Raw genomic sequence first — 15135 nt, 5'->3', positions numbered from 1 at the left:
TTCTCCCTCTAATCAATTACAGCCGCTTCTTTGCCGAGCGGTTGTCTCGTTCAGTTCGCCGCCATCGCCGCGCCCCCGGGAAAGAATCGCGATGCGCTCCCGCCAACGAAAGCGGGGACGCCATTAGCAGCTTGTAGTTAGCATATATCAATTCAAGGGGGGCTGTCCCGCGACCTTCAGCCACACGCGGCCGTCCCCGCGTCAAGGACGCCGCCGCCGGCCGCGCAAGGCCGCGTTTCCGCTGGCGGCGGCGTCCGGAACTTTCCGCCGTTAACCCTAAGCCCTTTCAATTCCCGGCCTGCGTCCATTTGGCTTAGTTATTTCGTTGAGGTTGCGTTAAGATTTCCTTAACTAATGGCTAGACGCCGGTTCAGCCCAGAGGCCACCATGGGAATCGTATCGAGTAGGGATTGGCAGGCGCGTGACCCGAGCCAGGCGGGCGTCAAGCGGACCTGGCTGCGCAAGCGAGATACGCTCGTCGTCTCCAAATCGCACGCAGGCTTCGACCGCGCGAGCGTCGACGCCATCGTCGGCTTGTTGCGCGAGATCGAAAAGGGCGCGCATCCCTCCCTGAAATTCCTGGTTTTTGACTTCGCGCAGGGCGGAGTCCAGGCGACCCGGGCGCCGGAGGGCTTCGCGGATATGGTCGACGCCAATGCGGAGCTGATCGTCGACACGCCCGTCATCACCTTCGGCTGGGCGCGCTCATTGATGAACGGCCTCGATTTCGATTTCGCCATGAACTGCTCGGCGCTCGTCGCCGAGACGGGCGCGCGCTTTTCCTTCGCCGGCGATCCGTTCGATCTGTTCGGGCTTTATGCCGCGCTCGGCCGGCGCGTCGGCTTCGCCAAGGCGGAAAGAATCGTCGAAAGCGAGCGGACGCTGTCCCCGGCTGAAGCCAAGGAGTTGATGCTCGTCAAGGAAGTTGTGCCCGCCCAGCCGAATTTCGAGGGGATCGCGGCCTATCTCGCGCAATTCGAGCGGCGCTACAATGCGTCGCACGCGATCTTTCGGGCGCAGCGCATGGCGGAGCCGCCTATCGATCGGCGGCCCGTGCAGATGGCGGAGCGCGGCTAGCCTTTCTCCGCGAGAGCCGCGCGCCAAAAAAAGCCGCGCCGTCGAGCCCCGCGCAGGACCTGCGGCGGGAAGGACACGGTCAGGCGGCGACGTCCTCGAGCCGGGGAGCATCCGCCCATTCCTCGAGAAGCGGCAGCAGCTCCTCGACGGGCCGCGGCTTGCTGTAGAGAAATCCCTGGATCAGGAAGATATTCTTACTTGCCATGAAGGCGAGCTGGGCGTGGGTCTCGACGCCTTCCGCCACGAGGTCGAGGTCGAGATCGCGGGCGAGCGCCGATATCGCGCCGATGATCGCCTGCGTTTTCGGCGAGTCGATCGCCTCGCGGGAAAAGGCCCGGTCGATCTTCACTTTCTTGACCGGGAAGCGGTTGAGATAGCTCAAGCTGCTATAGCCCGTGCCGAAGTCGTCGAGAGCGAGCCGCGCGCCGAGCGCGGCGATCGACGCCAGTTTGGCCTCCACGTCCATGGTGGGCGAGATGAGCGCCGATTCCGTGATCTCCAGCTCGAGCCTGTCCGGCGCAAGGCCCGACTCCCGCAGCGCCGCGGCGATGGCGTCCACGAGATCCGGCTCCTGGAACTGGAGCGGCGCGAGATTGACCGCGACGCGGATATGCGGCGGCCAGGCGGCCGCGTCCCGGCAGGCCTGGCGAAGCGCCCAGGCGCCGATGTCCACGATCAGTCCGGTCTCTTCGGCGATGGGGATGAAGACGCCCGGCGACACCATCCCGCGCTGCGGATGGCGCCAGCGCAGCAGCGCCTCCATGGCGACGACCAGGCCACGGCGCGAATCCACGATCGGCTGGTAGAAGACGCTCAGCTCGTTTCTCGCCAGCGCCTCGCGCAGCTCGTCCTCGATCTGGCGCTTCTTGAGCAGCTCCTCCTGCATTTCGGGGGAATACCAGACCGCCGCGCCGCGCGCGCCCGACTTCGCCTTGTAGAGGCCGAGATCGCTGCATTTCAGCAGGCCGATCGGCGTGCTGGCGTCGGTGGGCGCGATCGCGACGCCGACGCTCGCGCCCACCATGATGCGGTGGCCGTCGATGAGGAAGGGCCGGCGCATCTCGGTCAGAATGCGGTTGGTCATCGCCTCGATTTGCGCCGTCGTCGGCGACTCCCGCATGAGCACGCAGAATTCGTCGCCGCCGAGCCGCGCGACGAGATCCGGCGTCGGCGCGCAGGCGCTCAGGCGCGCGCCCACATGGGCGAGGAGCTGATCGCCGATCACATGGCCCAGCGTGTCGTTGACCTCCTTGAAGCGGTCGAGATCGATGTTGAGCAGCGCGGCGGTGCGGCCGCCCTGTTTGAGATTCGACAGGTCCTCGCCGAGCGTGTCCTGGAACTGATAGCGGTTGGGCAGGCCGGTGAGCTCGTCGAAATGCGCGATGCGCTCGATTTCCCGAAGCGCCCTCTGCTTCGTCGTCACATCCTCGATGACGGTGATGAAGGAGCCGCCTTCGCCGCGCTCGCAATGAAAATCGAAATAGCGGTCCCCGATCTTGTGCATGAACACATTGGCGTGGGACATGACCGCGTGGCGCATCCATCTCTCGGTGAACAGCGCCGTCTCGGCCGGCGTCATGGCGACGCTGCGGCAGATGGCGTGGGCCAGCGCGTCCAGCCGGATCGGCGTCGCCGCCGCGACGATCCCGAAAAACTCCACGATGCGCCGATTTATGACCGTGATCGTCAGATTGGCGTCGCCCATGCAGAGGCCGTGGGTCATCGAGTTCAGGGCGATGCTGAACTTCTGACGCTGACGCATGGCGTCGAGGCCGTTGCGAAGGGCCGACTCCAGATGGCCCTGGAGAAATTTGGTCGTCTTGAAGACCGACAGCGCGCCGAAGAACAGAAAGGCGGAGATGCCCCAGTACCAGGGCGAGAAATTGACGAGCAGCGTGAAGGCGAGGGGCATGCAGGTGCCCATTACCTGCCAGAAGACGATATTGGGCCGCGCGGCGTTGCGGGCCGCCAGATTGCCGGTGACGCCGGTCATGATGATCACGCCGTAATAGCCGATCATCTCCTTGTGATGGTAATTGAACAGGATCGCCGCCGAAAAGCCGAGCAGCGCCATGAAGATGATCGCGCCCGTCGCATAGCGCCGCTCCCATTTCGCGGCTTCGAGCCGGCGTTTCTGGATGGGGGCGCGCTGATGTCCCAGAAGCACTTTCACGCGGTACGCGCCGATCGCGGTCATCAGCGCGACGAGCCCCAGATAGGAGGCGTTGCCGGTGGAGAGCCAGGCGATGGTGGGAACGAGAACGCCGGACAATATGCCGGTGATCAGCGTATGCGTCGTGTCGAACAGAGTCTCGACGAGATCCGCGTAGATTTCCGCTTCGGCGGACGCCTTGGGATTGGTCGAGACTTTCATCACAAGTCCGTTCTCCCCGCCGTCAGAAAGAGCTCGATTCGAACGAATGCTCGGGCTTCGAGGCCCTGTCCTTCGCGCCGATCAGGCGCCTCTGGGCGCGCACAAGCCGCTCCATGTGCCTGAGATCCCGCTCCTCGATGCGCGCCGAACATTCGGCCCACAGCTCCGTGATGCGAATGAGCTCGTCATGGGTGATCGGATGGCTGCGGCGGCGCGCCTCCGCGATGGCGCGGCGGCGGCGCCATTTCTTGTCGCCGGCCTCGCGCATCCACTCTATCGCGGCGGCCCGCGCCCCCTCCGGCGGCGCCACCTGGTCGATCACCTCGAGTTCGAACATTTCCCTGCCCGAATAAGTTTGGCCGCTCATGATGATTTGCTGGGTCAGCGCGGGGCCGACTCTGCGCGTCAGCATAGTGACCGCGCCCATTCCCGGAAAGGTGTTGAAGGCGACTTCCGGGAGGCCGAAGACGGCGTTTTCCTCGGCGAGGATGAAATCGAAGGCCAGCGCCGCCTCGAGCGCGCCGCCCAGGCACTGTCCATGCACCGCGCAAAGCGTGACGATCGGCAAATCCAGGCTTTGCGAATAGCTGTAGACGAGGTCGACGCAGGCATGGGCGTAGGTGACGAGCGTGGCGAGGTCTTGCCGCCGGATGGCGGCCGCGAAGGTCGCGAGGTCGCCGCCCAGCGAGAACACGCCGGGCCGCTTGGCCGCCATGACCAGATAGCGGAACGGGAACTCCTTCGTGCGCCCGGACTCATAGAGCGCCCGCAGCGAATCGCGCAGTTGCAGCAATTCGACCAGCATGGCGAGAGAATAGCATTGCGGCGCGTCTTCCCGGTAATTCATCCAGATCGACGCGGTTTCGGAATGGTGCTCGATGTCGAGCGTCTCGAAGCGCCAGTTCGGAAATTCCTTGGGATCCTTGGGGCCGCGGAAGACAATTTCCGTCATCGACGTCTCTCAAAAGCATTTCCGCGGCCGGCGCGGGACCGCGCCGCGCCTTCGCCGAAATGACGGCCGCCGGAGAAATCTGGTCTCGGGGCGAGGGGAGGGTTCATGCATCCGTCCGGCGCGCGATGAGCGGGAACGCGCCTGCGTTCTGCATGTCTCGCGGTTGGCAATTTAGGGTTGTATTTTAGCCTGTCGCCAATTATCCGGGGCAAATCTGAAAAAAATGGAAAAATCCCTTTTTTATTTCAATGGGATGAGAAAGTTTCTTACTTTTCAGCGGGATGTGGCCCGAAACTAGGAGATTTCGAACCAGGTCGCGAGGCCCGCGGCCTCATGCTCCAGAATATCGTCGTGAATCGCCCATTTGCCCGGGCTGTCCGCGATAAAGGAGACATGTTTCGCCTTTCCGGCCGGAACGATCACGCCGTTGCGCCAATAGGGCTCCCAGCCGTCGTCGAGATCGTGCAGCAGGCGCATGGCGTGGCCGTGCACATGCATGGCGAGTGGAACCGCCGCCTTGTTGACGTAGCCGAGCGTCACCGGCGTCCCCTGCTTCGCCTTGAAGAGCGGGGGACCGTCATAGGCTTTCGCCGCGGCGCCGTTGATCGTCCATGCCGGGCCGCCCGCCGGACCCGGCGCGATGACGAGATCGACCTTCCTGGCGTTGTTGAGTTTGATCTCCGGCGGCAGCGCCGGGTTCTGGGGCAGCGAGTAGACGAGGCCGCGCTTTTCCGCCCTCGCGCCTTTCGCCGTCGCGACCAGAAGATCGCCTTCCGACCCGTCGGCCCCGCGCATGAACAGGCGCGCCTTGGCGCCTTCCGCCGCCGGCATGTCGAAGATCAGCTCGAAACGCGCGCCCGGCGCGACGGGAATGCTTTTGCGGACGGGCTCGAAGGCGTCGCAGGGCTGGCTGTCGATCGCGACGACGAATGGCTGCACGCCGTCGAAGGTCAGAATCATGATTCGGGCGTTCGCCAGATTGGCGAGCCGAAGCCTCACCCGGGAGTTCGCCTCGAACTCCCGAATCGCCGGCGCCGCCTTGCCGTTGACGGCGAGGAGCGGCCCGATTCGCCCCGGCCCGCGCGCTTCCTCCGGATTGCCGAAGCCGCCTTCGAGTTTGCCCTGGGCGTCGAGCCGCCAATCGTCGAGGACGAGGAGCAGGTCGTGGTCGGCGGGGAGCGGCTCCGGCTCGTCGACGATCAGGAGTCCCTTGAGCCCGCGGCCCATCAACTCCGGCGTCCTGCCATAGACGCTCGGGCGGTAGCAGAAGAGGCCGGGCTCCGTGAGCTTGCGGCGATAATCGAAGAAGCCGCCCGGCGCGACGGCGGCCTGGGTGAGCGGCGCGACGCCGTCCATGGCGTTCTCGCCCCGCAGCCCGTGCCAGTGGATCGAGGCGGGCAGGTCGGTCTTGTTTGCGAAGCGGACGAAAAGCTCCTGGCCCTGCTTGTAGCGCAGGACGGGGCCGGGCGCGGCGCCGTCGAAGCCAAGAATTTCAGTCTCGCCTGTCCCGATTCGCGTCCTGCCGGGGCGCGCCTCGATGATGCGCGGCCCGATCGGCGACGTCCCGAGCGCCGGGAGCGGGACGACGCTGGCGGCGACGCCGGTCAGAAAGGCGCGGCGGTTGGGCGGTCGCATGGGCTTCATCCTTCGGCGCCGGGCGGGGAGCGGCGATTCGCGGCAAGATCTATGGCGCGGGGAGGCGCGGCGGGCAATTGCCGGCTCCTCACCCGCCTTCCTGCATCTCGCAGTTCAGCGTCGGCTTTCCCGGCAGATCGAGCGTCGCGTCCTTGCCCTTGTTCCAGAACTGCGCCTCGCCGATCCCGAACGGGCCCGCATAGCGCGCGCCGGAGGCGGCGGCCGCCTGGGTCAGAACGACCGCCTTGTCGCGCCAGGCGAGAAAGCTGAAGGAAGGGTCGCTATTGACGAAAGTGACCGCGATCAGCCCGTCGAAGCCAGTGCAGGCGGCGATGAACGGCCCGAGGCTGATCCCCTCCGAATCCTTCGTCCGCGCGTCGGCGTAGCCCTGCCGCAGATGGAAGACGCGCTCGATCAGCGTTCTTTGCAGGCAGGGCTTCGCGTCCCCGCAGGCGGCGACCGTCTTGCGGAAGCTCGCCTGGCTCCGGGTCAGCGCGTCTTTCTGGGCTGGCGTCAGACGCGGCCCGGCGGCGATGAGGTCGGCGAGGCGCGCGACCTCCTTTTGGAGCGCGGCGAGAGTCGGATCCTCGAAGAGAGGCTTCGCCGGCGTCCTGGGGGCCGCCATGCGATCGGAGGGGCTCCCCAAGGCGGCGGCGCTGGAGAAAAAGAGAAGGAAAGCCGTGGCGGCCGCTCGAATCATGAAGTTCTCTCCAGGATCGGTCCGGTGGAATGTAACATGCGCGCATTTTTTTCGAGCATCCCGCGCGGGCCATGCTATAGAGCGGCGCCCGCGCTCGCGGGCCCTCGAGCGCATTCCGCGAAAGTCGATCGGCTTTGCGGCGAGAATCCGCTCCAGTCTATTGAGTTGGCGCGATTTCCCGTCACCCGCGTCCTGCGGGCGGAAAGCGCGCTATGTTTCGCGGCGGGTCCAGACGGGGCCGCTCTCGCGGGCGTGGCGGAACTGGTAGACGCGCCGGATTTAGGTTCCGGTGACGAAAGTCGTGGGGGTTCGACTCCCTCCGCCCGCACCAAATGCCGCAGTTTCGCGGGAATTATCGCAAAGCCGCCGTCGCGCGCACGGGCGGCTTCGAAGTTGTAGAAGGCGATCGACATGCAAGTGACGCAAACCTCCTCGCAGGGTTTGAAGCAGGAATTCAAGGTCGTGCTGCCCGCGGCCGACCTCGCCGCCAAGCTCGGCGCCCAGCTCGCCGAGATGCAGGCCAAGGCCCAGATCAAGGGCTTCCGCCCCGGCAAGGCGCCGATCGCCCATCTCAAGAAGCTTTACGGCAAGAGCATCATGGGCGACGTTCTGCAGGACGCCGTCAATGAGGCGAACCGCAAGATTGTCGAGGACAACGAGCTGCGAATCGCCGTCGAGCCGAAGCTGGATTTCCCCGGCGGGCAGGAGGAGGTCGAGCGCGCGCTCGCGGCCGAGGGGGACCTCGCCTTCACCGTCACCTTCGAGACGCTGCCGAAATTCGAGATCGGCTCTTTCGACGACATCTCGCTCGCGCGCCCGGTCGCCGAGGTCTCCGAGGAGGACATCGACGCCGCCCTGAAGAACCTCGCCGACCGCATTCAGGAATTCGAGCCGCGCGAGGAAGGCGCGAAAGCCGAGTCCGGCGACAAGCTCACGATCGACTTCACCGGCAAGCTCGACGGCGCGCCCTTCGAGGGCGGCGCCGGCGGCGACATCGACATCGTGCTCGGCTCCAACACCTTCATCCCGGGCTTCGAGGACCAGCTCGTCGGCGCCGGGGCGGGCGAACAGCGCCTGGTCAAGGTCACGTTCCCGGAGGATTATTCGGCCAAGCATCTCGCCGGCAAGGAAGCCGAGTTCGACGTCGCCGTGAAGGCGGTCGCCGCGCCGAAGCCCGTTGAGATCGGCGAGGATCTCGCCACCAAATATGGCTTCGAGAATTTCGACGCCATGAAGGAGGCGGTGAAGGGCAATCTCGAGGCCGACTTCCACAAGGTCTCGCGCGACAAGCTGAAGCGCGCTTTGCTCGACGCGCTCGACAGCCGCTACGCCTTCGAGCTGCCCGAAACGCTCGTCGAGCAGGAGTTCAGCAATATCTGGGGCCAGCACGAGGCCGAGAGCCGCCGCGCCGGGCAGCCGGTCGCCGAAGAGGGCAAGACCGAGGACGAGACCCGGGCGGAGTTCCGCAAGATCGCCGAGCGCCGCGTGCGCCTTGGCCTCGTTCTTGCCGAAATCGGCCAGAGCGCCGGCGTGAAGGTCGAGGACAAGGATTTGACCGACGCGCTGATCGAGCGCGCGCGCATGTTCCCGGGCCAGGAAAAGCAGGTCTGGGACTTCTACCGCAACAACGAGCAGGCGCTCGCCCAGTTGCGGGCGCCGATCTATGAAGAGCGCGTCGTCGATCACCTCTCGAAGCTGATCAAGATCACGGACAAGGCCGTGACCAAGGACGAACTCTTCAAGGAGGAAGAGGAAGCCTGAGGGGTTGCGCAATCGGCCGAACGCCGGGCGTGAGCAAAGCTCTCCCCTTTTACAGGGGATTCTTGGCGCCGACCTTGCCTGAGGCCTATCCGGCCCGGAAGCGTAGGCTTCATTTGCGTCCCGGCGTGCTCCGGCATATGAGGGGACCAGAATTTCCGACAGGGGCCCTCTGTCGGCGAGACCACATTGAGACGGTCGCGAGGCAAGTTTGGGACATTGCCTCGCGGACGGTCTAATTTGCGCGTTTTCCTCAAGGAGAGCGCGCCGGGAAGGCGATGCGATGCGTGATCCGATCGAGGTCTACAACCAGTATCTCATTCCGCAGGTGATCGAGAATACGTCGCGCGGCGAGCGCGGCTTCGACATCTATTCGCGCCTGTTGCGCGAGCGGATCATCTTCCTGACCGGGCCGGTCGAGGACCATATGGCCTCGGTGATCATCGCCCAGCTCCTCTTCCTCGAATCGGAAAATCCGAAGAAGGAAATTTCCCTCTACATCAACTCGCCGGGCGGCGTGGTGACCGCGGGACTCGCGATCTACGACACGATGCAGTTCATCAAGCCGAAGGTCTCGACGCTCTGCGTGGGTCAGGCGGCGTCGATGGGCTCGCTTCTGCTCTGCGCCGGCGAGGCGGGATTGCGCTACGCGCTGCCCAACGCCCGCGTCATGCTGCATCAGCCCTCCGGCGGCTTCCAGGGCCAGGCCTCGGACATTCAGCGTCACGCGGAAGACATTCTGAAGGTCAAGAAGCGCCTGAACGACATTTATGTCCGTCACACGGGCAAGGACTATGAGACGATCGAGCGCACGCTCGACCGCGACCACTTCATGTCCGCGGAAGAGGCGAAGGATTTCGGCATCGTCGACAGCGTGCAGGTGAAGCGCGCCGACGACGAGGCCGAGGCGAAGTGATCATCCCCTCTCCCCGCTTGCGGGGAGAGGGTTAGGGTGAGGGGCAAAGGGTCGCGCGACCATGCGGGTTTTGGCGCGCGGCTCTCAAGCGTTTGGGGAGTCGCTCGCCCCTCACCCCAGCCCTCTCCGCGCATGCGGGGAGAGGGGGCCAGCGTCGCAAGGCTTTAAGCGCGCGGCGAAAATAATGACGTCCGCCATTCTTTCGGGAAAAAGCGCGGGCGGCGAGGTGAGAGAGACGAGGGCTTAGGGCGCGCGCATGTTTCGCAAGATTTTGATCGCCAATCGTGGCGAAATCGCCTGCCGCATCATCCGGACGGCGAAGAAGATGGGCATCGCCACGGTCGCGGTCTATTCGGACGCCGACGCCGACGCGCTGCATGTGGAGATGGCGGACGAGGCGATCCATCTCGGCCCGCCGCCGGCCGCGCAATCCTATCTGCTCATCGACAAGATCATCGCGGCCTGCAAGCAGACGGGCGCCGAGGCCGTGCATCCGGGCTATGGCTTTCTCTCCGAGCGCGCGGCCTTCGCCAATGCGCTGAAGGAGGCGGGCATTGTCTTCATCGGCCCCAACCCGCGCGCCATCGAGGCGATGGGCGACAAGATCGAGTCGAAGAAATTCGCCTCGGCCGCCAAGGTCAGTGTCGTGCCGGGCTATCTCGGCGTGATCGAGACGCCGGAGGAGGCGATCAAGATTGCGGACGACATTGGCTATCCCGTCATGCTGAAGGCGTCGGCCGGCGGCGGCGGCAAGGGCATGCGCATCGCCTACAAAGCCGACGAAGTCGCGGAAGGTTTTACGCGCGCTCGTTCGGAAGCGGCGTCGTCCTTCGGCGACGACCGCGTTTTCATCGAGAAGTTCATCCAGAATCCGCGCCACATCGAAATCCAGGTGCTCGGCGACAAGCACGGCAACGTCATCCACCTCAATGAGCGCGAATGCTCGATCCAGCGCCGCAATCAGAAAGTGATTGAGGAGGCGCCGTCGCCGCTGCTCGACGAGGCGACCCGCGCCGAAATGGGCGCGCAGGCCGTCGCGCTCGCCAAGGCGGTGGATTACGACTCGGCCGGCACGGTGGAGTTCGTCGCGGGCCAGGATAAAAGCTTCTACTTCCTTGAGATGAACACCCGCCTGCAGGTGGAGCATCCTGTCACCGAGCTCATCACGGGCGTCGATCTCGTCGAGCAGATGATCCGCGTCGCCGCCGGCGAGCCGCTGCAGCTCTCGCAGTCGCAGGTGAAGATCAATGGCTGGGCGGTCGAGAGCCGCATCTACGCCGAGGACCCGACCCGAAACTTCCTGCCCTCGATCGGCCGCCTGGTGAAATACCGCCCGCCGGAGGAGAAGAAGGATAACGGCGTCACGGTGCGCAACGACACGGGCGTCACCGAGGGGCGCGAAATCTCGATCCATTATGATCCGATGATCGCCAAGCTCGTCACCCACGCGCCGGACCGTCTCGGCGCCATCGTGGCGCAGGCCGACGCGCTCGACCGCTTCGTGATCGAGGGCATCCGCCACAACATTCCCTTCCTGTCGACGCTGATGCAGATGGAGCGCTGGCGCTCCGGCGGCTTGTCGACCGGCTTCATCGCCGAGGAATTCCCGGAGGGCTTCGCGGCGCCGGAGCCCAAGGGCGATCTCGCTTTGACCCTCGCCGCCGTCGCGACGCTGATCGATCACATCGGCAACGCCCGCAAGCGCCTGATCACCGGCCAGCTCATGAACGGCCGCCCGGTGGAATTCACGCGCGATCGCGTCTGCATGCTGGGCGAGGCGCGCTATGACGTCGCGCTCGAAGAGCAGGGCGAGGCGCTCGTCGTGCGCTTCGCGGAGGGCGACAATCGCGCCCATCGCGTCTCGTCGCATTGGCGTCCGGGCGAGCCGGTCTTCAAGGGCGATGTCGACGGCCGGGCCGTTTATGTGCAGGTTCGTCCGATTCTCAACGGCTATGAGCTCGCCCATCAGGGCGTCAGCGTCCAGGCGCGCGTCTATACGCAGCGCGAGGCCGAACTCGTCGCTTTCATGCCGAAGAAGAAGGACGCCGGCGCCTCCAAGCATCTGCTGTGCCCGATGCCGGGCCTCGTGAAGACCATCGATGTGAAGGAAGGCCAGGAGGTCAAGGCCGGCGAGGCGCTCTGCATGGTGGAAGCCATGAAGATGGAGAACGTGCTGCGCGCCGAGCGCGACGTCACCATCAAGAAGATCATCGCCAAGCCCGGCGACAGCCTCGCGGTCGACGCGGTGATCATGGAATTCGCGTAAGCGGCCCTTCTCGAAAAGCGAAACGCGGCCTTTCGGGACCGCGTTAGATCGCCAACAAACCTCCGAGGGCAGCCTCGTCCTTCGAGACGCGAGCTTTGCTCGCTCCTCAGGATGAGGCCTAGGCTGTGTGGACAGTTATCTGAGCCATAGGACGATTGCGGCGAGGGTTACGACCGCTCGATAGTTTCGGGCGGTTTTTCGAAGCGGGTTGCAACGCGGCGGAACTGCTTGAGTTTTGAGAAGCAGCATTCGACGAGATGGCGCTGAGTATAAAGATGCTTGTCGAGCGGATATTTGAGCGCACGTGACGGGTTGTTTGGGATGACGGCAAGCGCGCCCTTCGCGGCGATGGCTTGGCGCAAATAATTGGCGTCATAGGCGGTATCGGCCATGACGACCTCTGCGGGCAGTCCCTCGATCAACGCCACGGCTTGCGGGGCGTCGCCCTTCTGACCGGCGGTCAGCGTGAACCGCAGGACATCCCAAGCCGCGAACGGCCAGATGTATCTTGGTGCTCAGGCCGCCGCGCGAACGCCCGATCGCCTGATCTTCAGGCCCCCTTTTTCGCCCCGGCAGCGTGCTGATGCGCCCGGACGATCGTGGAGTCGACGATCAGATATTCGAAGTCAGAATCGTCAGACATCGCCTCGAAAACCCGATGCCAGACCCCTTGGCGCTCCATCGACTGAAGCGCCGAAACACACTGTTCCACTCCCCAAACGCTTCCGGAAGATCGCGCCAGGGGGAACCCGTGCGCACGATCCACAGCACGCCCTCCACAAACATCCGGTTGTCGCGGCCGGTCGAGCCCTTCTGGTCAGGCCGGCCAATGATCAGCGGAGCCATCCGCTCCCACGCCGTGTCCGTCAAAACCAATCGATCCATCACACCCAAGGCCGCCTCCCCAAAAGAAGTCTTGAATCTGATTTGCGACCAAATGGGAATCCCTTAGAGTCCACAGGACCTAGCCGTTGCGCAGAAGCACGACGGCGTCAGCCCACTTTATCAGCAAACCGACGCGGCCTTTCGGGGCCGCGTTTTTGTTTGCGCGTATGCGCCATGAGCTGCGCGCCCTCTCCCCGTGCGAGGGAGAAGGGCGAGCAGCTTCACAAATCTCAGAGCGCGCGACGAAAAAGAAAACCGACCTTTCGCGAGAAAATGTTCGCCGCGATGGGCGATTTTGCAGCGGTATCCGGCGAAAAGCCAAGTTATGGCGCCGCTTTGCCTCTCATTCTGGCCTTCCCGTTTTCACGGCTAGTTCTCTTGACCCGTCCCTTGGGACATACCCTAGAAATGTTCTTAGGAGGGGTTTCAGTGTCACGTTTCTCCAGGAAAGACGAATTGCTCACCGCCGCGGAATGCGCGGCCAGCATCGGCCTCACCGTGCGCGCGCTGCGCGTCTATGAGCGCCATGGTCTCGTCGCGCCGAAGCGGACGGAAAAGGGCTGGCGGCTCTATGGCGCGGCTGAGATTGCGCGGCTGCATGAAATCCTCGCGCTCAAGCAACTTGGTTTGAGCTTATCGCGCATCGCCGAGCTGCTGAAAGGGCGTGACAACGATCTGGATCGCGCATTCGCCATGCAGGAAACGTCACTGCTTGCAATGAGGCGAGGAGCGGAGCGCGGGCTGGCCCTCGTGGCCATCGCGCGTAATCGGATCGGGGCAGGGGAAATCTTATCCGTGACCGAACTCGTCAACCTTGCAAAGGAGACGCAGATGACCGAGCCGCTTTTCGACGCCATTGCGCAAAAACGCTACGAGCAGGCGCGTCCACGCAAAGCCGTTCCCATCGATCCGGCTTTACTGGACCGCTATGTCGGTCATTACAAATCGGAATTCGGCGTCGTTTGGGACGTGGCGCGCCGAGGAGACAAGTTGTTGTTCAAGAATCCCGGCTGGCCGGTCGCAACCGAGGCTCTGCCGGAGAGCAATTATCAGTTCTTCTTCTCGCGCTGGCCGACTCAGGTGAGCTTTCATGTTCCGCCGGAAGGCGCGGTCGAGAGATTCACGCTTCATCATGGCGGCTTTGAAAGCCTCGCTTATCGAATCGACCGGGCGGAAGCGGAGAAGGAGGCGGCCGTCCTGGCGAGCCGCATCAAGAACAAGACGCCAAACCCCGGCAGTGAACAAATACTTCGTCGCATCATTGCGAGCCTGCAATCCGGCGACGTCGATTTCGACCAGTTCATCGAAAGCCTTTCGTCACATCTTCGACGGGCGTTGCCGGCCGTCCTTGAGGAATTCTCCACAAAGGGCGTATTGCGCGAAATTGCGTTCCGGGGAGTCGGCAAGATGGGCGGCGACGTCTATGACGTCAAATTCGACAATGAGAATACGGAACGGCGCATCGGCCTCGCGCCGGACGGTAAGATCAGGTTCCTATTCTGGCGGCCAATGCCGTGACTCACCGTCATTGCGAAAAGCGCAAGCGACGAAGCAATCCAGGGCCGCGGCGTGGCTCTGGATTGCTTCGCTGCGCTCGCAATGACGGGGAGGCCGTCGCGTCGAGCGCGCGATCCGGGCCTACAGATTGAGAAACATGCTGATCGAAAGGATGTGATTCATCCGGTGGTCGAAGCGCTGCTCGCGTTGCGTGACGGCGCGCGACAGGATCAACTGGTTCATATAGCCGATTTCGACCCGCATTTGCTTGCTGAACGTATAGCCGAGGCCCGCAAAGCCGCGATTCTGGTCGAAGCCGAAGCGCGTGGTCGGAGCCGTGGAGTTCAGCCGCATAAAGGCTTCATCCCATAGCACGACGCTGACGGGCGAGCCTTCGCTGATGGGGCGAGAAAAGCGCACCAGCTCGCGCAGGCGCCATTCAACGGGATCGACGCCGTCGATGAAGCGCTGCTCGAGACGGGTGCGGCTGGAGAGATCGCCGAAAGACGCCTTGTCGGTGAGAAGCAATTGCTGCCAGATGCGATGCTCGTTGATCATCCGGCGGCCTTGCGGATAGGTCGAGACATAGGCGTAGCCCAGCCAGACGCTCGCGCGATCGGTGAGTTGATAGCCGACGCCCGTGCGCGCCAGCCCTTGGTCGGCGGCGCCGGCATTGTCGCGAAAGCGGCCCTGTCCCTCGGCCCACCACCGCCATTTGTCGAGCCTGGGGTCGATCGAACCGAGATTGACGTTGGCCGTGATGTTTTCCCAGATACGGAAATCGTCGTCCGCCGCGACGGCGGGGGAGGCCGCGCCAAGGCAGGCGACGGCGGCGGCCATGACGACTCTCTCTCGTAGCTCTTTCTTCGACATTCCCGCGCGCTCGAATGACCGGTCCTGCAAGGATACGCCCCGGACTTTGTCTCTTTCCCGGCGAAAATCGCCGCCTCTCGGGGAAATCGCGGGGGAGAGACATTTACGTCACACCCCTATCGATCCGCAGGCGTCCGGCCAAGCGCCACGTCGATCGATCGCCTTGGCGCCATGTCACGCCATCTCGGCGCGCCTCAGGCTT

The 15135-nt window shown here is 64.1% G+C and carries 10 protein-coding genes, 1 tRNA gene and 1 pseudogene; 6 read left to right on the top strand and 6 right to left on the bottom strand.

All coding sequences use genetic code 11. The annotated features are described in order from the left end of the window. Positions 1 to 387 precede the first annotated feature (387 nt). A complete protein-coding gene (locus ACV7JP_RS01005) occupies positions 388 to 1077 on the top strand; it encodes an enoyl-CoA hydratase-related protein (protein WP_457797427.1) in 690 nt (229 codons plus the stop codon). Positions 1078 to 1156: 79 nt separating this feature from the next. On the opposite strand, the gene ACV7JP_RS01000 is transcribed toward ACV7JP_RS01005, so the two are convergent. From ACV7JP_RS01000 to ACV7JP_RS00985, 4 genes are all read right to left on the bottom strand, one after another. Continuing rightward, positions 1157 to 3451, bottom strand: a complete 2295-nt coding sequence (locus ACV7JP_RS01000; RefSeq protein WP_457797426.1) for a putative bifunctional diguanylate cyclase/phosphodiesterase — start codon at positions 3449 to 3451, stop codon at positions 1157 to 1159. 22 nt (positions 3452 to 3473) lie between these two features. After that, positions 3474 to 4403 carry a crotonase/enoyl-CoA hydratase family protein gene (locus ACV7JP_RS00995; protein WP_457797425.1) on the bottom strand — a complete coding sequence of 310 codons (930 nt, stop codon included), beginning with the start codon at positions 4401 to 4403 and terminating at the stop codon, positions 3474 to 3476. Between the two features lie 294 nt (positions 4404 to 4697). After that, on the bottom strand, positions 4698 to 6038 hold the full coding sequence (locus ACV7JP_RS00990) for a multicopper oxidase family protein (RefSeq protein WP_457797424.1): 1341 nt from the start codon (positions 6036 to 6038) through the stop codon (positions 4698 to 4700). 88 nt (positions 6039 to 6126) lie between these two features. Further along, positions 6127 to 6738 (bottom strand): MliC family protein, encoded by a 612-nt coding sequence (locus ACV7JP_RS00985; protein ID WP_457797423.1) that lies wholly within the window; start codon positions 6736 to 6738, stop codon positions 6127 to 6129. A 246-nt stretch (positions 6739 to 6984) separates the two neighbouring features. Here ACV7JP_RS00985 and ACV7JP_RS00980 point away from each other — a divergent pair. From ACV7JP_RS00980 to ACV7JP_RS00965, 4 genes are all read left to right on the top strand, one after another. Beyond that, positions 6985 to 7069, top strand: a tRNA-Leu gene (locus ACV7JP_RS00980). Positions 7070 to 7149: 80 nt separating this feature from the next. Then, positions 7150 to 8499 carry a trigger factor gene (gene tig, locus ACV7JP_RS00975; protein ID WP_457797422.1) on the top strand — a complete coding sequence of 450 codons (1350 nt, stop codon included), beginning with the start codon at positions 7150 to 7152 and terminating at the stop codon, positions 8497 to 8499. 280 nt (positions 8500 to 8779) lie between these two features. After that, positions 8780 to 9412 carry an ATP-dependent Clp endopeptidase proteolytic subunit ClpP gene (gene clpP / locus ACV7JP_RS00970; RefSeq protein ID WP_457797421.1) on the top strand — a complete coding sequence of 211 codons (633 nt, stop codon included), beginning with the start codon at positions 8780 to 8782 and terminating at the stop codon, positions 9410 to 9412. Between the two features lie 256 nt (positions 9413 to 9668). Then, positions 9669 to 11678, top strand: a complete 2010-nt coding sequence (locus ACV7JP_RS00965) for an acetyl-CoA carboxylase biotin carboxylase subunit (RefSeq protein ID WP_457797420.1) — start codon at positions 9669 to 9671, stop codon at positions 11676 to 11678. 135 nt (positions 11679 to 11813) lie between these two features. Here the strand turns inward: ACV7JP_RS00965 and ACV7JP_RS00960 are convergent. Continuing rightward, positions 11814 to 12572 (bottom strand): annotated as a pseudogene (locus ACV7JP_RS00960) (IS5 family transposase). Between the two features lie 33 nt (positions 12573 to 12605). Between ACV7JP_RS00960 and ACV7JP_RS00955 the strand changes: the two are divergent. Then, positions 12606 to 14081 (top strand): MerR family transcriptional regulator, encoded by a 1476-nt coding sequence (locus tag ACV7JP_RS00955; RefSeq protein WP_457797419.1) that lies wholly within the window; start codon positions 12606 to 12608, stop codon positions 14079 to 14081. Between the two features lie 120 nt (positions 14082 to 14201). Here the strand turns inward: ACV7JP_RS00955 and ACV7JP_RS00950 are convergent, their stop codons facing one another. After that, a complete protein-coding gene (locus ACV7JP_RS00950) occupies positions 14202 to 14900 on the bottom strand; it encodes a DUF2490 domain-containing protein (RefSeq protein ID WP_457797418.1) in 699 nt (232 codons plus the stop codon). Positions 14901 to 15135: the final 235 nt, after the last annotated feature.

Source organism: Methylocystis sp. S23 (genome assembly GCF_054106005.1).
This window is presented reverse-complemented; position numbering and strand designations above follow the sequence as displayed.